A 24,787-nucleotide genomic window follows, 5' to 3' on the forward strand; every position below is an offset into this window, starting at 1 on the left:
AAAATGCTCGAAGACGCCCCCAAGACCGCACTCATCAATCAGGAACAGCGTTTTCGCCTGCTCATCGACGCCGTGGTCGACTACGCCATCTACATGACCGACCCCTCCGGTATCATCACCAGTTGGAACTCCGGTGCCAGGCGTTTCAAGGGCTACGAGGAATCCGAGATCCTTGGCCAACACTTCTCACGCTTCTACACTGACCAGGATCGGGCAGACGGTCTTCCGCAACGGGCGCTGGACACGGCCTTGCGCGAGGGCCGTTTCGAAGGCGAGGGCTGGCGGGTGCGCAAGGACGGAAGTTTGTTCTGGTCCCATGTCGTCATTGACCCGATCATCGATAGCCAGAGCGGCAACTTGCTGGGCTTTGCCAAGATCACCCGCGACCTGACCGATCGCAAGATGGCCGAGGAAACCCTCAAGCAAAGCGAACAGCAGTTTCGCCTGCTGGTGCAAAGTGTCACCGATTACGCCATCTATATGCTCGACCCTGACGGCCAGGTGACCAACTGGAACCTGGGTGCGCAACGGATCAAGGGTTATCTTCCGGCGGAAGCCATCGGCCGGCATTTTTCGATGTTCTATACCCCTGAGGACCGCCAGGCCGGTGAGCCACAACGAGCTTTGAGCATCGCCGCCAATGAAGGGCGCTTCGAAAAAAGGGGCTGGCGGTTACGCAAGGATGGCACGCGGTTCATGGCGCATGTGGTCATTGATGCGATCCGCAGCGACACGGGGACACTGCTGGGTTTTGCCAAGATCACCCGCGACATCACCGATGCCACGCGAGCGCAGCAAGCCTTGGAGCAGGCACGCGAAGCGCTGTTCCAGTCCCAGAAACTGCAAGCCATCGGCCAGCTCACCGGTGGCATCGCCCATGACTTCAATAACCTGCTGACGGTGATCCTCGGCAACCTGGAAATTGTGCGCAAACGCATGCCCAGCGACCCCAAGCTCATGCAATTGCTGGATAACGCCAGCCAGGGCGCGCTTCGCGGTGTTTCGCTGACGCAACGCATGCTGGCATTTGCCCGCAGACAGAAACTGTCCTCCGAATCGGTGGAACTGTCGGCGCTGGTGCAGGGCATCAGTGGTTTGCTGCAAAGCTCCATCGGCCCTTCGATACACATCCAGACCGACTTTGCCCAAGCGCTTTCGCCGGTGCTGGCCGATGTCAACCAACTGGAACTGGCCATCCTGAATCTGGCGACGAACGCTCGGGATGCCATGCCACATGGTGGGCGGATACTGATCACCGCCCGGGAACGCTCAGGCACCGAGGCCGGAAAGGACACGCCGATGGCGCCAGGGCAATACATTTGCCTGTCCATCACCGACGAGGGCGAAGGCATGGACGAGGCCACGCTGGCTTCGGCTGTGGACCCGTTCTTCACCACCAAGGGCGTCGGCAAGGGCACGGGCCTGGGCTTGTCCATGGTGCACGGCCTGGCCGAGCAATTGGGTGGCCGCCTGATGCTCAAGAGCCGCAAAGGTGAAGGCACTACCGCTGAGCTGTGGTTGCCAGTGGCTGACAGTTCGGCGCCAGGCAAGGCGCCGTCCCAGGCCACGACCACACAGCCGGTGAACGAGCTACGGGTGTTGGTCGTGGATGATGACAGCCTGGTGCTGACCAGCACCCGGTTGCTGATCGAAGATCTGGGCCACCGGGTGCTTTGCGCCCCATCAGCGGCTCAGGCGCTGCAGATGTTCGAGCTCAACCCGGACATCGATCTGGTGATCACCGACATGGCCATGCCGCAGATGGACGGTGCGCAGCTGGCGAAACTGTTGCGTGACCGGCATCCGACCCTGCCCATCATCCTGGCCACCGGTTACGCCGAGCGTCTGGAGGGGTTCGCCACGCAATTGCCGCGGCTGACCAAACCGTTCAAGCAGATCGATCTGGTGCGGGTCATTGGGCAGGCGATGAAGTAGCCTCAGGCATGCACCTGCCACAGGTTCATTCGGTATTTTTCTTGAACCCGCGCAGATTCATCGCACACAGGCAGAATTGCAGCACGATCAGCGCGTAGGCGTCTGAATGCAGCCCCCAGATGACCCACAGGATATTGCTCGCGATAAAGCAACTGAACCCGGCCACCCGCCGTCGGGGCTGACGTGAGCCGATCAGCCAGGCGGCCAGCACCGTTACCACCATCGCCGGCCATTGCACCCATCCAAGATAGTCCACAGATCCCTCCTTAAGCATTTGGTGATTTAGAGACCGTGACGATCGGTAAGTGTTTCGTTGAACCCGGGTCGCACCTCTGGTCCGGTGGTCGGAACTTGCCTGTCGCTCATTTCTTCTAACAAGTCCCAAACCCACGCCCGAGGCGCAGCCTGCGCAATGCCCAGAATACTCACCAGCCATACCCCGGATGAAGAACTGACGGAACACAATGCCAAGCTGTTCGGCTCGCCCAAGGAACGCCTGGATTTCTATCGTCGGGAGATCCAGTACGAAACCAGCATCCTGGCCAATCGAACCGATGCCTACCTGGCTGCCCAGTCCTTCCTGGTGATCGCCTTTGCCTCATGCATGGCCAACCTGAACCCGGAGTGGGGCAAGTTGTTCACCTTGATCGTGCCGCCGTTCCTGGCGCTGCTGGGCTTCCTGAGCTCGCTCAACGCCTGGCCAGGAATTCGCGCCGCTTACGAGATCATTGACCATTGGCATTTCAAGCAAAGCGAGTTGCTGCGTGCAGAGCCATTGATGGGCTTGGCCTACGATGAGTCCCCGCTGTTCAGCGAACAGGAATCGACCCACAAGGGCTATCGCAAGTCGTTGTTGTTTTCGGTGCGTACGCCATGGATCTTTGCCACGTTCTGGGTGTTGCTTGGGGTGTACTCGATCTATATCCAGGTGAGTGATCCAGGCGGCTGAAGCCTCAACTCGATTTTTTGTGGCGCTCATACCAGGCCAGTATGGGTTGGGTGCTCAGGCCATGGACCAGAATGCTCAGGGCCACCACCGACAGCGTGATATCGATGCACAGCTGGACCATCTCTGGCTGTAAATCATGGTTCACCGCATAGAACAGATAAAACAGACTGCCGATGCCGCGTATGCCGAACCAGCCAATCAGCAGCCGTTGCGGCCTGTCCAGCAACCGCCCCCATGGCAACACCCACAAGCTCAACGGGCGAATCACGGCAAACAGCAGGCCGCCGATGACCAGCGCCCGCCAGTCCCAATGAGTGGCAAGCACCACCCCCAACAGCGTCACCAAAAACACTTCCATGGAACGCTCCACCAGACTGCCGAAGGCGAGCATGTCGCTCATCATGACCCCGGCGGCCACCTGACCCTCTTCCAGCGTCTCGGCGTCACCCCGGACCGCGTCCCGGGGGGTGGCCGCTTCGTGCCCCACGACCGGTTGCACCAGGTGTTCGGCCGGAAGTGAGTGTTCATCCGTCGATTGCACCTCGGCCTGGCGCAGGCCCAGGCCGGCGGCGAACACCGAAAGAAAACCATAACCCTGGAGGGCTTCGGCCACGACATAGGCCAGGGCAATCAGTGCCAGGGCCAGGTAATCGTTGGGCGAGAGCGTGCTGTCGGCGTTCTTGATGCGCATTGACAGGGTCAACCAGCCGATACCCCGGCCCATCCAGTAACCGGTGAGCAAACCGACCGGCACCGCCCACAGCACATCCTGCAGCATCCAGTCGCCGAGAAAACCTAAGCCGTCCTCGTTCAGCAACAACAAACCCAGAATCACAAAGGGGAAGGCCGTGCCGTCGTTCAAACCGGCTTCCCCCGACAGGCCAAACCGCACCTGATCGTCATCCCGGGCATCGTTGACCTGCACCAGCGCGGCAAGCACCGGGTCAGTCGGCGCCAGGATCGCCCCGATCAACACCGACACACCCCAACCGAGGCCGAACAGGTAATGCAGTATCAGGCTCAGGCCCGCGATAGTCAGGATCATCACCGGCCCGGCCAGGGTATAAGCCACGCGCCAGCTTCGGTCCTTGAGGGGCAAGCGTAACTTGAGGCCGCTGACGAACAACGAAAACACCACCGCGACTTCCGTGAGGTGTTCCATCCAGGCCGAGGAGTCGGCAATGTCCAGCCTCAACAGCTCCAGGCCCGCCGGCCCGATGGCAACGCCCAAACCCAGGCAGATTGCCGAGGTGGTCACCGGCATCCAGCGCAGGTAGGAGGACGTCAGGGCCAAGGTCAGCAATACGGCGCCGAGCACCGCTACCCATACCGTAAAAATCATTGCTGCTCCTTGGATAGCGGACAGGTCAAACAGGGGAGCCAATGTTCGGCTCCTGTCAGTGATTCGAGCGTTGCGCTGAAGCAGGGGTTCCCATCGAAGCGGTACGGCCCCGTTTGTCCGGCCACATTTCACCCCAAGGGAATTTTTCGTCATTCCCGGCGCTCTGCAAAAGAAGAGACGTGCTGCTTCAGCGTCCTGCCGAGAACCCAAGAGGCCCTTATGACTGCGCTGACACCCCTCCAATCCCGGCCTGCCACCGTGCATTCATTCATGGATGCCGGGAACGTGCGCCAATGCTATGAGCGCCTGCTCAATGGCCCCGACGATGCTGACAAACAGGCCGTCGCCCAGGCCTTCCTCCAGCAATGCCTGGGGCAGGCCGCGACGCTGCCCCTGGAAATGCCCGGCGACCCCGCGGCCCTGCAAGCCTGGGTCGAGCAACACAGCGCCGGTGTGGCCCGCCAGTACGCCGAGTATCTAGAGCGGCGCAAGAACGCCGGTCCGCGAGAGTTTTTCACGTGCAAGGCCCACGCCTTGTATTTCCTGCAGGCGGTGGCGCCGACCAAACTGGTGGATGGCGCGTGGTTGTATGGCGTGCTCAAGCATTGGCACGACCATCGTTTTGAAGGGCTGCTGTGCACCTATCTGGAAGAGCTGGGAGACGGCAATCCTTCGCAAAACCATGTGGTGATCTATCGCAAGCTGCTCGCCGAACACGACCTGTCGGACGCGCCCGACATTGAAGACGAGCGCTACCTGCAAGGGGCCGTGCAATTGGCCCTGGGCTATGCCGGCGATGAATACCTGCCTGAAGTGATCGGTTACAACCTGGGTTACGAACAATTGCCCTTGCACCTGTTGATCAGCGCTTATGAGCTGACTGAACTGGACATCGACCCTTACTACTTCACCCTCCACGTCACGATCGACAACGCGAGCACCGGTCATGCCCACAAGGCCATCCAGTCGCTGCTGCAACTGATGCCGATGGAGGCGGACCGCGAAGCCTTCTGGCGCCGGGTCACCCAGGGTTATCGCCTCAATGATCTGGGCCAAGGCAGCCGAACCATCATCGAGTCATTCGACCTGTATCGCGAAGTACTGGAGATGCTCGAACGCAAACGCCCGTTCGGCCAGCACATGCATTCCGATTACTGCAAGTTCGAAGGCAAGACCGTCAATCAATGGCTGGCAGCACCTGGACAGCTGGAGGGGTTCCTGACGGCGATGCAAAACAAGGGCTGGATAAAACGTCATGAAGATCCGCAGAACAGCCGGTTCTGGACCCTGATCGAAGGGGCGGGCGCGGCCATGTTCGGGGTGTTCAGCCCCTATGAAAAACAGTTGCTGCATGACTGGATCGCCGGTGACTGGCTGAAAGGGGGCGCCCGAAAGGCCCCACGCCGCACCCAATGCGCCGCGTGCGAACCACCGACGCCGACCGAGGATCCCGATGTACAGAGCCTGCAACAGACCCTGCGCGGCCAGGCGCCCGATGCGCAGATGCAGACCCTGATGCCGTGGCTTTCGGCACGCTGCCACAGCCATCCGGCCGGCCTGCTGGCGACTCGTCGTTTCATCGAACTCAAATCCGCGCTGCGCTAGGAGCCCGCATGAATCAGGAAGAACGCCTATCAGAAACCGACCTGGCGCTGTTGCAATTGGGCCGACGCCTGCAAGCCGACGGCTATCGCTTCATTACCCCGACACCCCTGACCCACGAACGCGTCAACCAGCGGCCTGGTAATGAGCGCTCCAGGACCCTGAGGGACGTGTTCGGCTGGTCGCGCCCGTTTGCCCCGGGGCTGATCAGCGCCGATGAGCAGCGTCAATTGCAGCAAGCCGAGGTGCTGGAGGAGCGCGGCGGCCTGCTGCATAGCCGGGTGCGCTGGTCGAGCCTGGACGGCCTGTTGTTCGCTCATTCGCAATTTCCCACCCAAGCCAACGACGCGGTGTTTTTCGGTCCCGACAGCTATCGTTTCGCCCAGCTGATCCATACTTATCTGCAACAGAACTTCACGGCAATACATCGGGCCGTGGACATTGGCTGTGGCGCCGGTGTCGGGGCGCTGGTCATTGCCCGCGCCCGGCGCGAGGCACAGGTGCTGGCGGTGGACATCAATCCAATGGCCCTGCGCCTGAGCGCGGTCAACGCAGCGCTGGCCGAGGTGTCCAACATTGAGATCGCCCGCAGCGATGTGCTCCAGGATGTGGAGGGCGACTTCGACCTGATCGTCGCCAATCCGCCGTACATGGCCGACCCCAGTGAACGGGCCTACCGCCATGGCGGTGGCGCACTGGGCGCCGGGCTGTCGCTGCGCATCGTCGAACAGGCCCTGCCACGGCTGACGCCCGGTGGCTCGCTGGTGCTCTACACCGGTGTGGCGATGGTCGATGGTCGTGATCCGTTTCTCGAGGCGCTTGAGCCTTGGCGCGACTCGCCGGATTTCGGCTGGACCTACAAGGAATTGGACCCGGACGTGTTTGGTGAAGAACTGCTCACCCCGGGTTACCAGGATGTAGAAAGGATCGCCGTGGTGGCGTTGGTTGTAACCCGCATCGGCGCGGGTATCGGAGGGACTATCGATGAACAGGCGACTGAAGTTCGGCATTGAAGAGGAGTATTTCATCACCGATCTGCAAACCCGTTGCATGCCGGATCAACCCTCGACAGAGGTTGTCGCGGCGTGCCAGGCGCTACTGGGCAAGCATTTCGCCCATGAAATGTTCCAGTGTCAGATCGAGATGGCGTCGCCTATTTTTCGCAACCTGGCCGAGGCGGCCGATTATCTGTCCCGGGTGCGCACAGGCCTGACCCAGTGCCTGGCCGCCCATGGCCTGGGCCTGCTCAGCGCAGGATCTCATCCCATGGCGACCCAGGGTCTGCAGCCCACCGACGAACTGCACTTTCAGCAACTGTTCGACGATTACCAGCGGGTGGCCCGCCGTAGCGTGGTCTCGGGCCTGCATGTGCACGTAGAGGTGCCGGCCAATAAGGACCGTGTCCGGGTCATGAATGAGGTGCTGCCCTGGTTGCCGATGTTCCTGGCCCTGAGTGCTTCGTCGCCCTTCTGGAACGGCGCCTACAGCGGGTTCAGCAGCTACCGTCAGGTCGCTTGCGATGAATGGCCGCGCATGGGCGTGCCGGAGTTCTTCGAGGACGAATCGGCGTTTGCCGGCTACGTAGACATGCTCATGCGCACCGGATCCATTCGCCAGCCCAGCGATTGCTGGTGGGTGATGCGGCCTTCGTCGCGTTATCCCACGCTGGAGCTGCGAATCTGCGACGCCTGTCCGCGTGTTGAAGATGTCCTGTGCCTGGCCTCGCTGTTTCGCCTGATGGTGGCTCATGCCATTGCACAACCTGCGCCCGGCGCGCACTTCAGCCTGACCTCCCACTGGATCCTCAAGGAGAATCGCTGGCGGGCCAAGCGTCATGGAACCCTGGCCGAGTTCATCCTGGAGGGGCAGGAGCAGCCGATGATGATCGGGGAGTGGATCACACTAGCGGAGCAAACCTTTGGCGAAACGGCCGCCGCGCTGGGCGTTGAGGATGTGTTCAAGCAGGCACGGCGTATCGTCCAGGAAGGCTCCAGTTCCGATCGGCAAATCGTGCTCTACGAACAAGGGCTGCTGCTGGGTGACTCCACCGAGCACGCCTTGAGCAGGGTGGTCGATCAATTGTTGGCCGAAACCGCTGGGATGCCCGTGGCCGACCCGTCGCTGTTGCAAGTGGCAGGTGGTCCATGAGCAGCAAGACCCTGGAGGATTACAACCGGATGCGTGACTTCGCCGCCACCCCGGAACCGGCGGCCAAGCGTTCACGTAAATCGGCGAAAACCGCTCATGCCTTGCAGTTCTGTATTCAAAAGCACGACGCCTCACGGCTGCATTATGATTTCCGGCTGGAGCTGGACGGTGCGCTCAAAAGCTGGGCGGTGCCCAAGGGGCCGTCCCTGGACCCCAAGGTCAAGCGCTTGGCGGTGCATGTTGAAGACCATCCGCTCGATTACGCGACCTTCGAAGGCAGCATCCCCGAAGGTCACTATGGCGCCGGCGACGTCATTGTCTGGGATCGGGGCGTGTGGATTCCCCAGGGCGATGTCCACGAGGCCTATGAAAAAGGCCGGCTCAAGTTCGAGTTGCAAGGGGAAAAACTCAGCGGTCTGTGGAACCTGGTGCGCACCCACATGCCCGGCAAGCAGGAGCAGTGGTTCCTGATCAAGCACCAGGACGCAGCGGCACGCCCCGAAAGTGAGTACGACGTGGTCCAGGCCGAGCCGGACAGCGTGCTCAGCGAGCGTACCCTTGTACCCAAGCGCCGTGGCAAGTCTGCCGTCCAGGTCAAGGCAGTGCAGCAACCGAAAAAAGCCACCACGGCAAAACCGTCTAGGAAAACCTCGACCACCACCCTCAGCGGCGCGGTGGCCGGGCCAATGCCCAAGTCACTCAAACCGCAACTGGCTACGTTAGTAGAACGCGCGCCTGACGGCGAATGGCTCTATGAAATCAAGTTTGACGGCTACCGCGTCATGGCCCGCATTGAAAACGACGACGTCAGGCTGATCACCCGCAACGGCCATGACTGGACCCACAAGCTACCCAAACAGGCCGAGGCCCTGGCCGGATTGGGGCTGGAATCAGCCTGGCTGGACGGCGAAATGGTGGTGGCCAACGACCAAGGCGTCCCGGACTTCCAGGCCCTGCAAAACGCTTTCGACGCCGGCAGCAGCAACAAGATTGCCTACTACTTGTTCGATCTGCCTTACCTCAATGGCATGGATCTGCGCGAGGTGCCCGTGCAAGAGCGGCGGGCCGCGTTGGCGGCGGTGCTTGCGAGCAACAAGAATCCGTTGTTGCGGTTCTCCGATGCCTTCGAAGAAACCCCTGAAGCCTTGCTCAACAGTGCTTGCCAAATGCAGATGGAAGGATTGATCGGCAAACGCATGGGCAGTGCCTACGTTTCCCGGCGCAGCAACGATTGGATCAAGCTCAAGTGCAAGAATCGCCAGGAGTTCGTCGTCGTCGGTTTCAGTGAGCCCAAGGGCGCCCGCAATGGCTTCGGCGCCTTGCTGCTGGGGCTGCACGATGCCGACAGCGGGCAATTGCGCTATGCCGGCAAGGTCGGCACAGGGTTCAACGAGCAAACCCTCACAAGCATTCACCAGCAATTGTTGCCCCTGGAAAGAAAAAAGGCTGCGGTGGTCAACCCACCCACCGGATATGACGCCAAAGGCGTGCATTGGCTGGAGCCGACGTTGCTGGCTGAAGTGGCGTTTGCCGAGATGACCAAGGAAGGCTCGGTCCGCCATGCTGTGTTTCATGGTTTGCGCAACGATAAACCGGCGAAGGCGATCACCCAGGAGCTGGCCAAACCCGTGAAAAAGACCGCGAAAAAGGCGCCGGCCATGGACGGCAAGGTGCGTATTACCCACCCGGAACGGGTCATCGACGCCAGCAGCGGCACGACCAAGCTGCAACTGGCCGAGTACTACGCCAGCGTCGCCGAATTCATCCTGCCGGAATTGGCCGATCGCCCGGTGGCACTGGTCAGGGCGCCGGATGGCATTGCCGGTGAGTTGTTTTTCCAGAAAAACGCCGAGCGCCTGGCGATTCCTGGCATCACCAGCCTGGACAAATCATTGACCGGACAGCCGGTGATGATCATCAACAATGCCGAAGCGTTGATCGGCGCGGTGCAAATGAGCACGGTGGAGTTGCACACTTGGAATGCCACTTCGGTGAACCTGGACAAGCCTGATCGCTTTGTGCTCGATCTTGACCCGGATCCGGCCCTGCCTTGGAAAAGCATGGTGGAAGCGACGCACCTGACCTTGTCGGTACTCGATGAACTAGGGCTCAAGGCGTTTCTCAAGACCAGCGGCGGCAAGGGGATCCACATTGTCGTGCCCTTGACCCGCAAATTGGGTTGGGACGAGGTCAAGGGCTTCAGTCATGCGATTGTCAGCCACATGGCCAAGCTATTGCCGGATCGCTTCTCGGCGGTCTCAGGGCCAAAGAACCGGGTAGGGCGGATCTTCATCGATTATCTGCGTAACGGCCTGGGCGCCACCACCATCTGCGCCTATGCCGCACGAACCCGTGAAGGGTTGCCGGTGTCGGTGCCGATCTTTCGCGAGGAAGTCGCCGAACTCAAGGGCGCGAATCTGTGGAACGTGCACAACGTCCATGAGCGTTTGGCACAAGTGGGTCACGAGCCGTGGGCGGGCCTGAAGAAGACCCGCCAAAGCATCACCGCCGACATGCGCCGACGCATTGGTATGAAAAAGACCGAGAAGTAATCTTGTTCGGTGCCTCCCGACTGTCAACTCACCGGAACGCGCAGGTATTCCGGCTGCAGGACGTTGAACCACAGCAGGATCATTTCCACCAGGATGGTCACCAGCACCAACAGCCCTACGCCCCATACGCTGGCCGAGTACAACAGACCTTGTTCCTTCTTGATGTTCATGAACTTGGGCAGGCCAACAAACAGCAAAAAGGTCGAGTAGGCCGACGCCATTGCCAGCGCGATCACCGCCAGCCAGCGGTTGGGGTAGAGCCCGAAGATCCCGGCCAGGAAGTAGGGCGTGGCGGTGTAGGCGGCAAAACCAATGCACTGGTTGACCGTAGGGCGGGCATCGAAGGTGCGCGACATCCAGCGGATGAACAGCCCCATGAGCATCACGCCGGCCACGATGGTCAGGTACAGCAGCACACTCAGTTGAAGGGCGCTGGCCGTGCTGAGCCGTACCGTTTCGTTTTCAGCCAGGCTCCAGCCGGTCCAGGTGGTCCCAATGAACAGGCACACCACGGGAATCAGGGCGAGCAACAACAGGTGAGCCAGATAGTGGCGCGGGTGAGCTTGTTCCTGTTCGCGGATGTCTTTCCAGGCAAACTCGGGGTGGGTGAACAGTTTGACGAAAGGGGCAGACATGACGACCTCCTGATCAGTACAGCCTCTGCTGAGGCCCATACGGATTTGAGGTTCAGGATCGGCCCGGGGTTCATTTATTTGGAGTGCCCGCGGGGCATGATCCGAGGGAATGAATCAATACGGCCGGGGTCAATCCATCAGATCCCTGAAGGACTGTATGCCATGACTGTTGCTTGCTCCCTGGTTGATTACCTGCGTGAACACCAGTTGCGCCTGACGACGGCTGAATCCTGCACAGCCGGCAAAATCGTCACCCTGTTGGCCGAAGTGCCGGGCAGCGGCTCGCTGATTGAAAGCGGTTACGTGGTGTATTCCCCAGAGGCGAAGCAACGATTGCTAGGGGTCAACCCATGCACCATCGACACCTTCAATCTCACCAGCCGTGAGGTGGCCGAGGAAATGGCCCTCGGCGCGCTGCGCGACGCCAATGCCAACGTCGCCGTAGCCACCACCGGCATTCTCGGGCCGGACGACATGGACGGCATTCCGGCGGGTACCGTCTGTTTTGCCTGGGCGTTCGATATGCGCGGCGAGCGAGCGCTGTTCAGTCGCCAGGAGAGGTTTTTCGGCAGTCGCAACCAGGTCCAACGGTGGGCCGCTGAACATGCCCTTGTGCAGTTGCGGCACTTTCATCAACGCGCACTGGCGGGTGAACGCAGATAGGAGCCCCCATGACCCATCCCACTGAATCCGAGGAGTTGCGCAGCCGCCAGTTCCCGGTCCGTGAAGACATGGCCTACCAGCTCAAGGTCTGGCGTTTCGAGCGAGTGGGTTGGTACGTGTTGGTATTGCTGGTGGTCCTGACGTTGCTTGGGTTGTTCTCTCGCGGCCCGTTGAGCACTCGAGATGTACACAGCGGTGATGGCCGACTCGGCGTCGAGTACGAAATGTTCCACCGCAACGGTTCTACCAACCCCATGGTCATCCATCTGAAGGGGCAGCCCAATGCTGTGCTGGAGGTGGAACTGGTCGGCCAGTGGCTGGAGGGTTTCGAGGTGCAGACCCTGCAGCCCCAGCCCGTGCGCTCGGCGAGTGCGCAGCGGGGCCTGAAGCTTTGGGTCCAGGCGGATGCCAAGGGAGAGGCCAGCCTTTATCTGTCACTGCTGGGCGATGGGCTGGGGCTCTATCACAGTCGTATTGCCACGCCCGGTGGCGCCACGGTCAGTTTCGATCAATTCATTTTTCCCTAGGTGACGTATGGACTCTGTGCTGCGGGCTGCCGCGATCTATGGGGCATTGCTGGTACTGTTCAAGATCGCTGGGCGTCGCTCCCTGGCGGAAATCACCACGTTTGATTTTGTCCTGCTGATGATCATCGGCGAGGCCACTCAGCAGGCGTTGCTGGGGGACGATTTCTCGCTGACCAATTCGTTGATGGTGATCGTGACGCTGATTGCCATCGATGTCGGCCTGTCGTTGCTCAAGCAACGCTCCCAATGGGTCTCGCAACTGATTGACGGCGGCCCGACCATTATTGTGGAGGATGGGCGAATACTGAAGGCACGCATGCGCCATGCCCGACTCATAGAAGAAGACATCATGGAAGCGGCACGGTCGAGCCAGGGGATCGAGACACTGGAACAGATCAAGTTCGCGATTATCGAGCGTAACGGCAAGATCTCGGTGATTGCCAAGGAGTCGTGATCCCCTTCACATGATTTATGGCGAGGGCTAAATCCCCTCGCCACAACAGCTGCGTATCACTGCTTGACTCACAGGATCGGCTTGCCGCCCGTAATCCCATATCGGGAACCGGAAATGTAGCTCGCCTCATCCGAAGCCAGCAGTACATAGATCGGCGCCACTTCCACCGGCTGGCCAGGACGGCCAAGGGGCGTCTGGGAGCCGAAGTTCTGCACTTCTTCCTCAGGCATGGTGGCGACAATCAGCGGTGTCCAGATCGGCCCTGGCGCCACGCTGTTCACCCGGATGCCCTTGGGCCCGAGCATCTGCGCCAGGCCGCCGGTGAAGTTGGCGATGGCGCCTTTGGTGGTGGCGTAGGCCAGCAGAGTCGGCTTGGGCATGTCGGAGTTGACCGAAGTGGTGTTGATGATCGAGCTACCCGCCTTCATATGCGGGACGGCGGCCTGGCAGATCCTGAACATCGAGGTGATGTTGATATCAAACGTGCGCACCCACTCTTCGTCGGGGATGTCTTCCAGGTTTTCGTGGGTCATCTGGAACGCCGCGTTGTTGACCAGAATGTCGATATGCCCGAAACGGGCGACGGTTTCGTCGACGATCTTGCGGCATTGGGCCTTGTCCGCCAGATCGCCGGGCAGCAACAGGCATTGGCGGCCGGCCTGTTCTACCCAGCGGGCAGTCTCCCTGGCGTCTTCATGCTCGTCCAGGTAGGAAATGGCCACGTCCGCGCCCTCGCGGGCGAAGGCAATCGCCACGGCACGACCGATGCCGCTGTCGGCGCCCGTGATCAAGGCGATCTTGCTTTCCAGGCGTCCGGAACCGGTGTAGCTCTGTTCTCCGCAGTCTGGATACGGGTCCATCTTGCGTTGAGTGCCGGGCACCGGTTGGCTTTGTTTTGGAAACGGCGGGGTAGGGTAGTCAGTCATGACATTCTCCATGCTGGATGTATAGTCGATGGAGGGTGGACTGTGGGCCTTCAGGCAGAGTTCGGTCGGATTCCGGGGCCGGTCGATGAGCGCGAGGTGCCTTGCGATCGACATCGACTTAATGTGGGGCGAATGTGAATAAGGAGCAGGCCATATGTTCAGTCACATACAAATCGGCGCGCGGGACCTGCCAGCAATGGTCGCGTTTTATGATGCTGTGCTGGGTTGCCTGGGGTTGGTACGCCTGCCCAGCGAAAACGACTCGGGCCCGCCGGGAGAAGGCTGGCATCAACCTGGCAAGCGTTGGCCCCAGGTGTTCGTGCAATTGCCGTTCAATGGTTTACCCGCGACTTGGGGCAATGGCATGCAAGTGAGCTTTGCCGCCGATTCACCGCACACCGTGCACGCCGCCTGGGCGCAGGCCATCGCCCTGGGCGGCACCGACGAAGGCCCGCCGGGCCCGCGCCCCCAGTACTCAGAAGGGTATTTCGGGGCCTATTGCCGCGATCCGGAGGGGAACAAGTTGTGTTTTGTTTATGCGCCGGATATGTGCGAGTAAAACGCGGATCCATTGTGGCGAGGGAGCTTGCTCCCGCTGGGGCGCGCAGCGGCCCCAACAACCGGACAATCCGGTGTGTCAGGCAGGCCGAAGGGGACTGCTGCGCAGTCCAACGGGAGCAAGCTCCCTCGCCACAGGTTCTTCGTCGTCAGGGGGATCAGCCCCTGGCCTTCAAGCTTCGCTCCATCCGCGCAATCCCTTCCTCCAGCAGCGCCCGTGGGCAGCCGAAGTTCAAGCGCACGAACTGCCCGGCATCGTCGCCAAAATCCAGTCCGGCGCTCAGGCCGACCTTGGCTTCTTTCAGGAAGAAGCCCTGCGGGTCGTCCAGCCCCAATCCCGAGCAATCCAGCCAGGCCAGGTAAGTCCCCTGAGGCACGGTCATGGTGATGCCTGACAGGCGGGTCTTCACGGCGTCGACCAGGTAGTCGCGGTTGGCTTGCAGGTAAGTCTTCAATTCTTCCAGCCACGGGCCAGCTTCGCTGTAGGCCGCGCGGGTCGCTTCAAGGCCCAGGGCGTTGACGCTGTCGACCATGCCGGCCCGGGCGCTGTTGACCCGCTCGCGGACTTTGGCGTTCTGGATGATGGCGAATGAAGTTTTCAGTCCGGCAATGTTGTAGGCCTTGCTGGCCGACATCAGGGTGATGGTGCGCTCGGCAATCTCCGGGCTGAGGGTGGCGGTGGGGATGTGCACACGACCGTCGAAGCACAGCTCGGCATGGATTTCGTCAGAGATGATCCAGGCATTCTGTTCCAGGCAGATATCCGCCACGGCCTTGAGTTCTTCCCGGCCAAACACTTTACCCAGCGGGTTGTGAGGGTTGCTCAGCAACAGTGCACCACCGCCGTGCAACGCATCACGCAGCGCGACCAGGGGCGTGTGGAATTGGCCGTTGAGCGGGTTGAACGGCAGTTCCACCTTGTTCAGTTGCCAATGAGCGGGAGCATTGCGCAACGGCGGGTAGTTGGGCACCTGTACCACAACGTTCTGCGCAGGCTCCACCAAGGCGTGCAGCGCCATGTTGAACCCTGGTTCGACACCCGGCAGGAAGACGATCTGCTGAGGCTCGACGCGCCAGGCGTACTTGTTCCAAAGGTCCGCAACGATGGCGGCGCGCAGCGAGTCCTGGGCCACGCTGTAGCCGAGCATGGGGTGTTCGAGACGTCTGTGCAGTGCGTCGATGACCACCGGCGGAGCAGGGAAGTCCATGTCAGCCACCCACATGGGCAACACATCGGCAGGGTAGCGACTCCACTTGGTGCTACCGGTACCGTGGCGCTCCAATACCGTGTCGAAATCGAAAGTCATGGTGGTTCCATCAGGTCTGGGAATGAGATGGCGAACATCATAAAGCAAAGATCAATGAAAAAAGGTAGGTGGCCCAGTGCCACTAACCAAGGGTAATCGGCTACAGTTCCATTCCGACACGCCGATAAGCCTGCGAGCGGCATTGGTAACGGATCCTCCACCCCCCGAAAAGGACAGCCCCCATGACATCGCCCGTGCGCTTTAACGATCACTACCGTAAAGCTGATCGCATTATGCTGGGGCTGCTCTGGCTCACTTTTGTCTACTCCCTGTGCCTGGCCTTCCTGCACTCCACCTTCAGCCAGGCGCTGCTGATAGGGGCGACGACCTGCGTGCTGACCACCGTGCTTTATCGGGGCCTGGGCGGCACCCGGGCCATGCGCTGTGTCATCGCCGTGGCGCTGATGGTCATGGCCGCCCTGCACATCAACCAGACCCGTGGCGTGATCGAGTTCCACTTCGGGATTTTCGTCCTGCTGGCGGTGCTGACGTTCTACCGTGACTGGCTGCCGATCATCGTGGCCGCCGCCACTATCGCTATTCACCACGTCGGTTTTCACTGGCTTCAGCACCAGGGTTATCCGGTATTCGTCATGGCCAACCACGGCGGCTGGACCATGATTTTCATCCACGCCTTCTACGTGGTGGTGGAAAGCGTGATCCTGATTTACCTGGCGAACCAGAGCTTGGCCGATGCCACGGAAAACCAGGATGTGCTCGATAAAGTGCTGGCCGCCGCCATGCAGTTGAGCAGTGACACCCAGACCCAGCGCAACCGGGGGGACAAAGTCTCTTCGTCCGAGCGTTTCGATCATTTCCTGCAGCAGATCACCAACCTGGTAGACGGTGTGGTGCGCGATACCCGCAACCTCTCGGACTTGGGCCAGGATCTTTCTCAGGTCGGCCAGACACTGGAGCACGGCGCCAGGCATCAGCTCAATGAAGTGGCACAGATGAGCGGCGCGATTGGCCATCTGGTCCAGGCCATGGACAGCATTGCCGGGCATGTCGGCCAGACGGTACAACGCGCCGGCCAGGCCAGTGAACAGGTCAACCGCGGGCGCAGCACGGTTGACCAGAGCCGCGAGGAAATTGTCGAGTTGGCCGGTCGCCTCAACCTCACCAACGAAACCGTGCAAGGCCTGGCCGAGCAGGCGCAACAGATCGGCCAGGTGCTGGATGTCATTAACAGCATCGCCGAACAAACCAACCTGCTGGCCCTCAACGCCGCCATCGAGGCCGCCCGGGCCGGGGAGCAGGGACGCGGTTTTGCGGTAGTGGCGGACGAGGTCCGGACCCTGTCGCAAAAGACCTCGACGTCCACCACGGAAATCCAGCAGATCATCGCCAAGCTGCAACAGGGCAGCCGTCAGGCAGCCCTCGCCATGCAAGACAGCCAGGAAGGTGTACAACGCTGCGTATCGGCCAGCCAACTCGCCTCGCAACTGCTACATGCAGTGGTAGAGGACATCGCGGCGATCAACCACTTCAACGACCTGATCGCCAGCACCACCCAAGAACAGTCCGAGGCCTCGAAGGGCATCAATGAACGCTTGCAAAGTGTCCAGGCAGTCGCTGAGCGCAACGCCGATAACATTGGCATTTTGACTCGGAGCAGCCAGTGCCTGCCACCGTTGGCGGAACGATTGGCGGTGTTGGGGCAGGCGTTTCATCGCAAAGGTGGGGCGGTTTGACTGGCTTGCTTCGCGCTGGCGGATACACAAGTGCAGGGCGGATTTCACGCAAGGCAGCTTCGTACTGACCTTGCATCGGCAGTGCCAACAGACATGGGGAGTTGTTCCTGGAGCTTTTGGCGTTAAAAGTTGACAAGGAGGTAAACGGAATGAGCAAAAACCAAGCCGATCAGGTGCACTGCTATCACTGCGAGGGGGACTTTACGGGGTGGGAGCATGTGCCTCCGCAAAGCTTCTTTTTCAAGGGCGAACGAGGCGGGTTGATCACTGTTCCATCCTGCGATTTGCATAACCAAAAAAAGTCCAAGGATGATGAGTATATTCGTGCGATTTTACTCTCTTCTGCCAAGCTCGACGATAAGCCGCATCTCGCCCCTCTGAGAGATGTTCACGAGAGGGCGTTGTGGCATGCAGGTAACCGTTTGGGTGATTGTATTAAGGATAAACAACAGGCCAAAAAAATCTTAGAGATCATCGAAAAGCATACGGGTGATCCTGTCGCTGGGATGAAGAGCTTTTCAGATATGGCGCAGGCAGGAATTGGCACCGGTTTGTTGGGTTTGTTAAGTGTCGACCTGAAAGATGAAACCATTGTGGATGCAAACGGTGAAGAACAACAAACGAGCTCATTTGTTTATGATCGACAACGATTTGATAACTTCTTCGAGTGTATTGCAAAAGGACTGTTTTACCATGAGGCAAAGTGGACGTGGTTGGGCAAGGTTATTTTATTGCCACACACCTTCCTTAGAGACGATGCATCTGATGCAGAAAAAAATCTCAGTGAGCACTTTCGTCAGATGTTGAATCGCCAGTCTGCCAAAGGGGAGCATAAAGAGGTGTTTTTTTATGATGTGCTCACCGTCGTCGATCCTGACACTAATGATCCAGAAAAATACATTATAAATTTTTGCTTTTTTGACACTTTTGAGTTTACTGCGGTGCTTTCAAAAGAGAATTTCATTCCCTATAAATTTGCTGCTAAGTGAAGGTTTGCAGTATCCGATGGAGAGTCTGTCTGGAGCATTGAGACATCGGCCCAGTGCAGCCACTGTAAATCACCTTGAATCGGGCAACTATTCCGGCGGATCCGGCAAGCGGATCTGTTCTTCGCTCCACATACTTTCACGACCCTGAGACCCTGCCACGGATGTATGCGCGTGGCAGGCCTGTCTGGTCGAAAACATGTGTGTGAGTGTTTGATATGGAAAACAACGCTATCCGGTTTGCCTGCAACGGCTGCGGGATCTGCTGCAAAGGCCGTCTGATTCCGCTGACACTGGCGGAAACCAGGCAGTGGCTACAACGGGGGCATGAGGTGGCGGTGATACTGGAGGCGTTTGATGAGTCGACGTGGGATTCGCAACCTCATCAGTTCACTCACAGTGCCCAGCGAGCCGTGGAAGTGACCAGCGGCGAGGCCAGGATCCGGGTCGTTGCGGTGTTGGCGGGCAACGCGTTGGAACAATGCCGGAATCTCGGCGACGACGGCCGTTGCGGTATCTATGAGGAGCGGCCACTGGTCTGTCGAATCTACCCGATGGAAATCAATCCCTTCATTGCCTTGGACCCCGGAAACAAAATTTGCCCTCCTGAAGTCTGGGAGGAGGGTGACATCTTGTTCACCGACAGGGTGGTTGATCCGCTCCTGGCTGATCAGATAGAACGCTCCCGTCAGGCTGACAGGGACGACGCACACGCCAAAATTGCACTGTGTGAGGCCATGGGGCTGAACGTTGCGGCGTGGAAGGGTAACGCGATGGCCGTGTATCTGCCTGACCGAGCGCAGTTGCTCGAGGCCTTGGATCGCCACAACTGCGGGATAGCTGCGCCGGCAGGTCCGGATTGGAAGGTGCGGGTCGACGCCCCGGCGTTACGCCACCAACTGCATCAAAAAGGGGTGGCGTTGGACGATCAACCCTCAACCGATTACATCTTCCACCGGCTGTAGGCTCAAGCTGGAGTCATCACTTTGGGCATACTGCACCTCTGAAACATCTTGTTATATCTAGCCATGCGTGATGGGTGTCACGGATGGCTCGTTGAATCGTGCAAGAAATTGCGCCGATCAGGCAAGCGACTCGAACCGCCGGCCCTCCATACTGCGGCCATGCTGACCCACGACGGTTTGCGGTAACGGCGAACGTCATCCGCGGTTGCCCGTGGGCAGCGATGGGGCTGATGGTTTAAGGAGTCGAAGGTGCAACCCAATACTGAACACGACCAGACCGCTGGCGATATCAACCGCCTGGCCGTCGCGGTCAGTCAGATTCTATCCAGCGAAGGCGATCGGGTGACCGACATTCCTGGCTTGAGCCTGCATCGGCGCCAAGCGGTCACCGCCCCCATGCACTGTATCTATGGCTTGGGCATTGGCGTCACTTTGCAGGGCCGCAAGCAAGCCATGATAGGGGACGAAATCCTGACCTATGTGCCTGGCCAGTCCATGGTGACCAGCGTAGATCTACCGGTTATTTCACATATCTCTCAGGCCAGTGCCGCCAAGCCATTTCTGGGCATGATGCTGAGATTTGAAAGCGCCACGGTGATGCAAGTGGCCGAGCGTATGCACCTGTCCCAGCGCATGAGAGATGGTGCGTTTCGCCCGATTACCGTGCAACCCCTGGATGCCGGGGTGCTGGATGCCCTGATGCGTTTGGTGAATCTGCTCAGAGAGCCGCAATTGTTGGAGGCTGTGGCTCCGCTGATCAAGGAAGAAATCATCGCTCGCCTGTTAAGCGGTTCCCACGGCCCGCAGTTGCTTCATGTGGTCACCGCCGGCTCGCCCAGCCAACACATTGCCAAGACCGTCGCCTGGTTGAAACTCAATTTTCGTCAGGCATTGCGCATGGACGATTTGGCGGCACAAGCGCACATGAGCCCTTCTACCTTTCGTCAGCACTTTCGCGCCGTGACAGGAATGAGCCCGCTGCAATACCAGAAGCAACTGCGGCTCCAGGCTGCCCGGCAGTTGATGCTGAGCCAGAACGTCGACGCCAGCAGTGCAGGGGGGCAGGTTGGGTACGAAAGCGCTTCGCAGTTCAGTCGCGAATACAGCCGCCTGTTTGGCGAGCCGCCGCAGCGGGATATCAAACGTATTCGTTTGTAACAGGGCGGCACGTCTGGCGGTGCAACCACCAGACGTGCCTCGCGCTGTTGTCACGTCATCTTGAACGGCAACTCCCGCAATGGCTTGCCCGTAAGACTGGCGATGGCATTGGCAAAGGCCGGAGCCAGCGGCGGCAGGCCGGGCTCGCCCATTCCCGTGGGCGGTTCGGCGCTTGGCACGATGTGCACGGCAATCTCTGGCATGTCGGTGATGCGCGGCACGCTGAAGTCTGCAAAATTACTCTGCTGCACGACGCCGTCCTTCAAGGTGATGGCGCCTCCGGGCAGGCACATCGACAATCCCATCAACGCGGCACCTTGCACCTGAGCCTCGACACTGCGCGGGTTGACCACCAGGTTGCAGTGCACACCTGCAGTCACTTGGTGCAGCACCGGGCGACCGTCCTCTAGCGAAGCTTGCACCACGTAAGCCACCACCGAACTGAACGACTCATGCACCGCCACGCCCCAGGCATGCCCAGCCGGTAGCGGGCGTTTGCCGTATTCGCTCTTGTCCACCGCCAATTGCAGCGCAGCGCGATGGCGCGGGCTTTGATCGGCGAACAGTTTCATCCGGTAGGCCACCGGATCCTGCTTCGTTGTACGGGCGATCTCATCGATCAAGGTTTCCATCACAAACGCCGTATGGGTGGAACCTACGCTGCGCCACCACAGGATGGGGACGTTGACGTTTGGGTGATGGACCGTCAGGCGCATCGGCAGCGGATAAGGATCACGCATCCCTTCCGTGGCGGTGGGGTCGATGCCGTTTTTCACCCGGCCACCAAACACGGTGCCGGTGAGAATGGATTGCCCGACCAAGGCGTGATCCCAGGCCAGGACCTTGCCGCTTTCGTCAAAACCGATGCGCGCACGGTGCAGGTGCATGGGGCGGTAGTAGCCGCCCTTGATGTCGTCTTCTCGGCTCCAGAGTGTACGGACAGGGGCATTGAGCCCTGCAGCACGGGCGGCCTTGGCCACCTCGCAAGCCAGCACGACGAAGTCGCCTGTGGGCACGCCGCGCCGGCCAAAACCACCGCCGGCCGTCTGCACATTCATTTGTATTTGCTCGGGTTTGAGGTTCAGCACCTTCGCAGCCGCTGCACTGTCGCCGCCGGGAAACTGCGTACCGACCCACAGTTCGGCGCGGCCTTCGTTGAGCTGCACCGTACAGTTCAACGGCTCCATGGGGGCGTGGGCGAGATAGGGGAATACGAACTCGGCTTCCAGTTGATGCGTTGCGGTTGCCAGCGGCGTCATGTCGGCATCGAAACGCAGTGGGCCGGGTTGACCGGCCAGCTCCCGGTACTGGAGCAATTGTTTTTCGCTGTCCACCTTTTCGACGGACGCCAGGTCCCATTCCAGCTTCAAGGCATCGCGTGCGAGCTTCGCCTGCCAGTAACCATCGGCGAGCACCGCGACACCTTCAGCGCCGCCGTCCAGCGGCACGCGCAGCACAGCTTTCACGCCCTGGGTGGCGCGTGCGGCGCTGTCATCCAACGAAGCGATTCTGGCACCGAACACCGGCGGGTGAGCAACCACGGCTGTGAGTTGCCCTGGCAGATGCATATCGATGCCGAAGTCCTGCTGGCCACTGCTCTTGGCCTTGGCGTCGATGCGCGTGGTGGCATGCCCAATGATGCGAAACTCCTTGGGATCCTTGAGCGTCACCTTTTCGGGCACAGGCAGCGCCATAGCGGCTTCGGCCAATTCGCCGTAGCTGGCTTTACGGCCCGCTGGGCCGAGTACCGTACCGGCCTGGGTGCTCAAGCTGTTGGCGTCGACGTTCCAACGCGCGGCCGCCGCGGCGAGCAGCATGGCGCGGGCGCGCGCGCCAAGTTCGCGGTACTGGGTATAGCTGTTCTTGATCGAGTTGGAGCCGCCGGTGAGGTGCACACCAAAGATCGGATCCTGGTAAGCAGCGTCACTGTTGCCGTTGCGCGCTCGCACCAGACTCCAGTCGGCATCGAGTTCTTCGGCAAGAATCATCGGCAGACTGGTCTGCACGCCCTGGCCGAACTCCAACCGGTTGATCGTCACGGTGACTTCGCCGTTGGGCGCGATCTGCACGAATGCCGACGGTTGCTGGTTCGGCTTGAGTGGCGCTGCGGCCCCGCCGTTGGCCTCTTGCGCCAGGGCCAGATGAGGAAAAGCGCCCAGGGCTAGACCGCCGATGCCGACAATCTTGAGGAAGCTGCGGCGGGGAAGGGTGGTGGGGCCGTCAGCCTGATCATGCTCAAGCATGTGCTGCAAAGCGCGGGGAATTTCGTCTGGAAAAATCTCGTTCAACATGGCGAACTCCGGTCAGGCAAGGGTCTTGGCGGCATCTGCCACAGCCACGCGGATGCGCGCGTAAGTGCCACAGCGGCAAATGTTGCCGGCCATCGCCGAGTCGATTTCGGCCGCCGTAGGTTGCTTACCCTTGGGCTGGGCTTTGAGAAACGCCGTCGCGCTCATGATCTGGCCGCTCTGGCAGTAGCCGCACTGCGCCACGTCGTGTTTGACCCAAGCTTCATGCACGGCGGTGCCGACCGGGTCACTGCCATCGGTGGCCGCTTCGATGGTGGTGATCTTCTTGCCTTGGGCGGCGGCGATTGGCGTCACGCAGGAGCGAATGGCCTGACCATCCAGGTGAACGGTGCAGGCGCCGCATAAGGCGGCGCCGCAGCCAAACTTGGTGCCGGTCATGCCCAGCGTGTCGCGCAGGGTCCAGAGAATCGGGGTGCTTGGGTCTACGTCGACCGTATACTCACGGCCATTGATGTTGAGGGCGCTCATAGCGGTTCCAGCTCCGGAAGGTTTGGCTCTGGTTAACTATAGGAAGCAATTCAGGGGGCTGATTGCATAATCCGCGCGGATGATTGCCCAATCGTGCGAATCAGCCGACGTTGGGCAAGCGCTGATAAAGGGCCAGGAGAGTTTCACGCAAGTTCCACTCCCTGGCCCTGAATGGCGCTGGACGCTTACATCAGGGGAATGCTGTAACTCACGATCAGGCGATTCTGGTCCTGGTCGCGGGCGACTTCACTGCGGGACATCGCGTTGCGCCAGCCAAAACCCAGGTTTTTCAACGTACCGCTCTGGATCACATAGTCCAGGGAGATATCGCGTTCCCATTCACTGGCGTCCTGGCCGCTGGCGGTCTGGATATTGTCGCCCTTGAGGTACATCACCGACGCCTTCAAGCCCGGAACGCCAAGCGCTGCGAAGTCGTAGGCATACTGGGCGAATGCCGTGCGCTCACCCGCCTGGATGAACGTCTGAATAGTCCGGTCGGTGTAGAGATAAAGGCTGGCGCCGGCTTCGCCTTTACCCACCAGGCCACCCTGGTTGAGTTGGGTAAAGTTGCTGTCTTCAGACACGCTTTGATAGCCGGCGGTAATGGCATGGCCACCCAGCGAGTAAATGAACGCCGCGCTCCAGGTATCGTTGTCGATTTCGCCGCTACCGTCCTTGGTGTAGCCGCCCAGTTTGTAACCACTGGCGCGACCGGCGGCGCTGCTGTTCTTGCCGTCGGAGGTGGTCTTGAAGTAGCGCAAGTCGGTTTTCAGCGAGCCGTATTCGCCCAGTGGCAACACATGCAAAAAACCGGCGAAGTGCTGCTGGTAATAGTCTTCGAGATTGGCGTAGTAATACTGTGCAGTCAGATCCTTGGTCAGCTTGTAGTCGCCACCGGCAAAGGTAAATTTATTGCTTTCCTGGCTGCCGCCCGCCACCGCCAGCCCGGCGCGGTCACTCGATGCACGCCCGGTGGCGTGTTCCAGTTGGCCGGCGGTGAACGTCAGGTTGTCGATTTCATTGCTGGTGACTTGGCCACCTTCGAACGTTTGTGGCAGCAGGCGGCCATCGTTGGACACCAGGATCGGCAGCTTCGGTTGCAAGGTGCCGTAGCGCAGTTCGGTCTTGGAGACGCGCATCTTCGCCGTTGCGCCAAGACGCGCCCATTGGTCGGCAGCTTTGTCACCGTCGTTGGGAAACATCGAACTGCCCACATGGCGACCTGCGCCACTGTCGAGTTTCAAACCCAGCAGGCCGATGGCATCCAGACCAAACCCCACAGTGCCGTCGGTAAACCCGGACTGATAATTGAGCATGAAGGCCTGGCCCCATTCCTCAGTCTTCGAGGGCGCGGCGGAACCGTCACGGTTATCGTTGTTGAAGTAGAAATTGCGCAAGTTCAAGTTGGCCTTACTGTCGCTGATAAAATCAGCAGACGCCAACGGACTCAGGACAATACTCACGCCGCCGGTTAATAAACTCAGTACGTTGAATAGCGTTTTCATCAGGACGAACTCCAGCGCGGAACCTCTGTTCCGGGCACAGTGAAAAGGCAGCAGGAAGCCCTCGGCCGATCAAATGATTGGCCGATGCGTTCAATAACTCGTTA

The 24,787-nt window shown here is 60.0% G+C and carries 22 protein-coding genes; 14 read left to right on the forward strand and 8 right to left on the reverse strand.

Translation table 11 applies throughout. The features are described 5' to 3' along the window. The first annotated feature begins 3 nt into the window (after positions 1 to 3). Positions 4 to 1,935 (forward strand): hybrid sensor histidine kinase/response regulator, encoded by a 1,932-nt coding sequence (locus tag BMY45_RS13285; RefSeq protein ID WP_092398600.1) that lies wholly within the window; start codon positions 4 to 6, stop codon positions 1,933 to 1,935. A 25-nt stretch (positions 1,936 to 1,960) separates the two neighbouring features. Here the strand turns inward: BMY45_RS13285 and BMY45_RS13290 are convergent, their stop codons facing one another. Continuing rightward, a complete protein-coding gene (locus BMY45_RS13290; RefSeq protein ID WP_092398223.1) occupies positions 1,961 to 2,191 on the reverse strand; it encodes a hypothetical protein in 231 nt (76 codons plus the stop codon). Positions 2,192 to 2,347: 156 nt separating this feature from the next. Here BMY45_RS13290 and BMY45_RS13295 point away from each other — a divergent pair, with 156 nt between their 5' ends. Next, complete coding sequence (locus BMY45_RS13295) at positions 2,348 to 2,884, forward strand: hypothetical protein (protein WP_092398225.1); 537 nt, start codon at positions 2,348 to 2,350, stop codon at positions 2,882 to 2,884. A gap of 4 nt (positions 2,885 to 2,888) precedes the next feature. Here BMY45_RS13295 and BMY45_RS13300 read toward each other — a convergent pair whose 3' ends face one another. Continuing rightward, the gene (locus BMY45_RS13300; RefSeq protein ID WP_092398228.1) at positions 2,889 to 4,226 is read right to left on the reverse strand and encodes a cation:proton antiporter; all 1,338 of its coding nucleotides are present in this window, start codon (positions 4,224 to 4,226) and stop codon (positions 2,889 to 2,891) included. A gap of 219 nt (positions 4,227 to 4,445) precedes the next feature. Here BMY45_RS13300 and BMY45_RS13305 point away from each other — a divergent pair, with 219 nt between their 5' ends. Genes BMY45_RS13305 through ligD form a run of 4 tightly spaced genes read left to right on the forward strand, consistent with a single transcriptional unit; the run spans position 4,446 to position 10,528 of the window. After that, entirely contained in the window at positions 4,446 to 5,831 is a 1,386-nt protein-coding gene (locus BMY45_RS13305; RefSeq protein WP_092398230.1) for an iron-containing redox enzyme family protein, read from the forward strand. A gap of 8 nt (positions 5,832 to 5,839) precedes the next feature. Next, on the forward strand, positions 5,840 to 6,841 hold the full coding sequence (locus BMY45_RS13310) for a methyltransferase (protein ID WP_092398232.1): 1,002 nt from the start codon (positions 5,840 to 5,842) through the stop codon (positions 6,839 to 6,841). Then, positions 6,813 to 7,976, forward strand: coding sequence for a carboxylate-amine ligase (locus tag BMY45_RS13315; protein WP_092398234.1), 1,164 nt, complete (start codon positions 6,813 to 6,815; stop codon positions 7,974 to 7,976). The genes BMY45_RS13310 and BMY45_RS13315 overlap by 29 nt, the downstream gene beginning before the upstream one ends. Continuing rightward, positions 7,973 to 10,528: a DNA ligase D gene (ligD, locus tag BMY45_RS13320; RefSeq protein ID WP_092398236.1), complete on the forward strand. Its 2,556-nt coding sequence runs from the start codon at positions 7,973 to 7,975 to the stop codon at positions 10,526 to 10,528. Before BMY45_RS13315 ends, ligD begins: the two co-directional genes overlap by 4 nt. A 23-nt stretch (positions 10,529 to 10,551) precedes the next feature. On the opposite strand, the gene BMY45_RS13325 is transcribed toward ligD, so the two are convergent. Beyond that, on the reverse strand, positions 10,552 to 11,163 hold the full coding sequence (locus BMY45_RS13325) for a Yip1 family protein (protein WP_092398238.1): 612 nt from the start codon (positions 11,161 to 11,163) through the stop codon (positions 10,552 to 10,554). Between the two features lie 162 nt (positions 11,164 to 11,325). Here BMY45_RS13325 and BMY45_RS13330 point away from each other — a divergent pair, with 162 nt between their 5' ends. Genes BMY45_RS13330 through BMY45_RS13340 form a run of 3 tightly spaced genes read left to right on the forward strand, consistent with a single transcriptional unit; the run spans position 11,326 to position 12,807 of the window. After that, positions 11,326 to 11,826, forward strand: a complete 501-nt coding sequence (locus BMY45_RS13330) for a CinA family protein (RefSeq protein ID WP_092398240.1) — start codon at positions 11,326 to 11,328, stop codon at positions 11,824 to 11,826. Positions 11,827 to 11,834: 8 nt separating this feature from the next. Continuing rightward, the gene (locus tag BMY45_RS13335; RefSeq protein WP_092398242.1) at positions 11,835 to 12,353 is read left to right on the forward strand and encodes a hypothetical protein; all 519 of its coding nucleotides are present in this window, start codon (positions 11,835 to 11,837) and stop codon (positions 12,351 to 12,353) included. 7 nt (positions 12,354 to 12,360) lie between these two features. Beyond that, positions 12,361 to 12,807: a DUF421 domain-containing protein gene (locus BMY45_RS13340; protein ID WP_092398244.1), complete on the forward strand. Its 447-nt coding sequence runs from the start codon at positions 12,361 to 12,363 to the stop codon at positions 12,805 to 12,807. Between the two features lie 68 nt (positions 12,808 to 12,875). Here BMY45_RS13340 and BMY45_RS13345 read toward each other — a convergent pair whose 3' ends face one another. Then, positions 12,876 to 13,733, reverse strand: a complete 858-nt coding sequence (locus BMY45_RS13345; protein ID WP_092398246.1) for an SDR family oxidoreductase — start codon at positions 13,731 to 13,733, stop codon at positions 12,876 to 12,878. 154 nt (positions 13,734 to 13,887) lie between these two features. Here BMY45_RS13345 and BMY45_RS13350 point away from each other — a divergent pair, with 154 nt between their 5' ends. Continuing rightward, positions 13,888 to 14,292 carry a VOC family protein gene (locus tag BMY45_RS13350; protein ID WP_092398248.1) on the forward strand — a complete coding sequence of 135 codons (405 nt, stop codon included), beginning with the start codon at positions 13,888 to 13,890 and terminating at the stop codon, positions 14,290 to 14,292. 157 nt (positions 14,293 to 14,449) lie between these two features. Here the strand turns inward: BMY45_RS13350 and BMY45_RS13355 are convergent, their stop codons facing one another. Beyond that, the gene (locus BMY45_RS13355; protein WP_092398250.1) at positions 14,450 to 15,598 is read right to left on the reverse strand and encodes a MalY/PatB family protein; all 1,149 of its coding nucleotides are present in this window, start codon (positions 15,596 to 15,598) and stop codon (positions 14,450 to 14,452) included. A gap of 182 nt (positions 15,599 to 15,780) precedes the next feature. Here BMY45_RS13355 and BMY45_RS13360 point away from each other — a divergent pair, with 182 nt between their 5' ends. The 4 genes from BMY45_RS13360 to BMY45_RS13375 all read left to right on the forward strand — a co-directional run bounded on the left by BMY45_RS13360 (position 15,781) and on the right by BMY45_RS13375 (position 20,401). Beyond that, the gene (locus BMY45_RS13360) at positions 15,781 to 17,292 is read left to right on the forward strand and encodes a methyl-accepting chemotaxis protein (protein ID WP_092398252.1); all 1,512 of its coding nucleotides are present in this window, start codon (positions 15,781 to 15,783) and stop codon (positions 17,290 to 17,292) included. Between the two features lie 149 nt (positions 17,293 to 17,441). Continuing rightward, entirely contained in the window at positions 17,442 to 18,281 is an 840-nt protein-coding gene (locus BMY45_RS13365; protein ID WP_092398254.1) for a hypothetical protein, read from the forward strand. A gap of 215 nt (positions 18,282 to 18,496) precedes the next feature. Further along, positions 18,497 to 19,243 (forward strand): YkgJ family cysteine cluster protein, encoded by a 747-nt coding sequence (locus BMY45_RS13370; protein WP_092398256.1) that lies wholly within the window; start codon positions 18,497 to 18,499, stop codon positions 19,241 to 19,243. A 249-nt stretch (positions 19,244 to 19,492) separates the two neighbouring features. Continuing rightward, complete coding sequence (locus BMY45_RS13375) at positions 19,493 to 20,401, forward strand: AraC family transcriptional regulator (RefSeq protein WP_092398258.1); 909 nt, start codon at positions 19,493 to 19,495, stop codon at positions 20,399 to 20,401. Between the two features lie 50 nt (positions 20,402 to 20,451). On the opposite strand, the gene BMY45_RS13380 is transcribed toward BMY45_RS13375, so the two are convergent. The 3 genes from BMY45_RS13380 to BMY45_RS13390 form a co-directional block, all read right to left on the reverse strand. After that, a complete protein-coding gene (locus BMY45_RS13380) occupies positions 20,452 to 22,692 on the reverse strand; it encodes a xanthine dehydrogenase family protein molybdopterin-binding subunit (RefSeq protein ID WP_092398260.1) in 2,241 nt (746 codons plus the stop codon). Positions 22,693 to 22,704: 12 nt separating this feature from the next. Further along, positions 22,705 to 23,178 carry a (2Fe-2S)-binding protein gene (locus BMY45_RS13385; protein ID WP_092398262.1) on the reverse strand — a complete coding sequence of 158 codons (474 nt, stop codon included), beginning with the start codon at positions 23,176 to 23,178 and terminating at the stop codon, positions 22,705 to 22,707. Between the two features lie 185 nt (positions 23,179 to 23,363). Further along, complete coding sequence (locus BMY45_RS13390; RefSeq protein ID WP_092398264.1) at positions 23,364 to 24,683, reverse strand: OprD family porin; 1,320 nt, start codon at positions 24,681 to 24,683, stop codon at positions 23,364 to 23,366. Between the last annotated feature and the right edge of the window lie 104 nt (positions 24,684 to 24,787).

The sequence above is a fragment of the Pseudomonas sp. NFACC39-1 genome, from assembly GCF_900110355.1.
Lineage (GTDB): Bacteria > Pseudomonadota > Gammaproteobacteria > Pseudomonadales > Pseudomonadaceae > Aquipseudomonas > Aquipseudomonas tehranensis.

Bases quoted from the DNA above. Each gene is read 5' to 3' on its own strand.
- BMY45_RS13285 (WP_092398600.1), top strand. From the start codon at position 4: ATGCTCGAAGACGCCCCCAAGACCGCACTCATCAATCAGGAACAGCGT.
- BMY45_RS13295 (WP_092398225.1), top strand. From the start codon at position 2,348: ATGCCCAGAATACTCACCAGCCATACCCCGGATGAAGAACTGACGGAA.
- BMY45_RS13300 (WP_092398228.1), bottom strand. From the start codon at position 4,226: ATGATTTTTACGGTATGGGTAGCGGTGCTCGGCGCCGTATTGCTGACC.
- BMY45_RS13305 (WP_092398230.1), top strand. From the start codon at position 4,446: ATGACTGCGCTGACACCCCTCCAATCCCGGCCTGCCACCGTGCATTCA.
- BMY45_RS13310 (WP_092398232.1), top strand. From the start codon at position 5,840: ATGAATCAGGAAGAACGCCTATCAGAAACCGACCTGGCGCTGTTGCAA.
- BMY45_RS13315 (WP_092398234.1), top strand. From the start codon at position 6,813: ATGAACAGGCGACTGAAGTTCGGCATTGAAGAGGAGTATTTCATCACC.
- ligD (WP_092398236.1), top strand. From the start codon at position 7,973: ATGAGCAGCAAGACCCTGGAGGATTACAACCGGATGCGTGACTTCGCC.
- BMY45_RS13325 (WP_092398238.1), bottom strand. From the start codon at position 11,163: ATGTCTGCCCCTTTCGTCAAACTGTTCACCCACCCCGAGTTTGCCTGG.
- BMY45_RS13330 (WP_092398240.1), top strand. From the start codon at position 11,326: ATGACTGTTGCTTGCTCCCTGGTTGATTACCTGCGTGAACACCAGTTG.
- BMY45_RS13335 (WP_092398242.1), top strand. From the start codon at position 11,835: ATGACCCATCCCACTGAATCCGAGGAGTTGCGCAGCCGCCAGTTCCCG.
- BMY45_RS13340 (WP_092398244.1), top strand. From the start codon at position 12,361: ATGGACTCTGTGCTGCGGGCTGCCGCGATCTATGGGGCATTGCTGGTA.
- BMY45_RS13345 (WP_092398246.1), bottom strand. From the start codon at position 13,733: ATGACTGACTACCCTACCCCGCCGTTTCCAAAACAAAGCCAACCGGTG.
- BMY45_RS13350 (WP_092398248.1), top strand. From the start codon at position 13,888: ATGTTCAGTCACATACAAATCGGCGCGCGGGACCTGCCAGCAATGGTC.
- BMY45_RS13355 (WP_092398250.1), bottom strand. From the start codon at position 15,598: ATGACTTTCGATTTCGACACGGTATTGGAGCGCCACGGTACCGGTAGC.
- BMY45_RS13360 (WP_092398252.1), top strand. From the start codon at position 15,781: ATGACATCGCCCGTGCGCTTTAACGATCACTACCGTAAAGCTGATCGC.
- BMY45_RS13365 (WP_092398254.1), top strand. From the start codon at position 17,442: ATGAGCAAAAACCAAGCCGATCAGGTGCACTGCTATCACTGCGAGGGG.
- BMY45_RS13370 (WP_092398256.1), top strand. From the start codon at position 18,497: ATGGAAAACAACGCTATCCGGTTTGCCTGCAACGGCTGCGGGATCTGC.
- BMY45_RS13380 (WP_092398260.1), bottom strand. From the start codon at position 22,692: ATGTTGAACGAGATTTTTCCAGACGAAATTCCCCGCGCTTTGCAGCAC.
- BMY45_RS13385 (WP_092398262.1), bottom strand. From the start codon at position 23,178: ATGAGCGCCCTCAACATCAATGGCCGTGAGTATACGGTCGACGTAGAC.
- BMY45_RS13390 (WP_092398264.1), bottom strand. From the start codon at position 24,683: ATGAAAACGCTATTCAACGTACTGAGTTTATTAACCGGCGGCGTGAGT.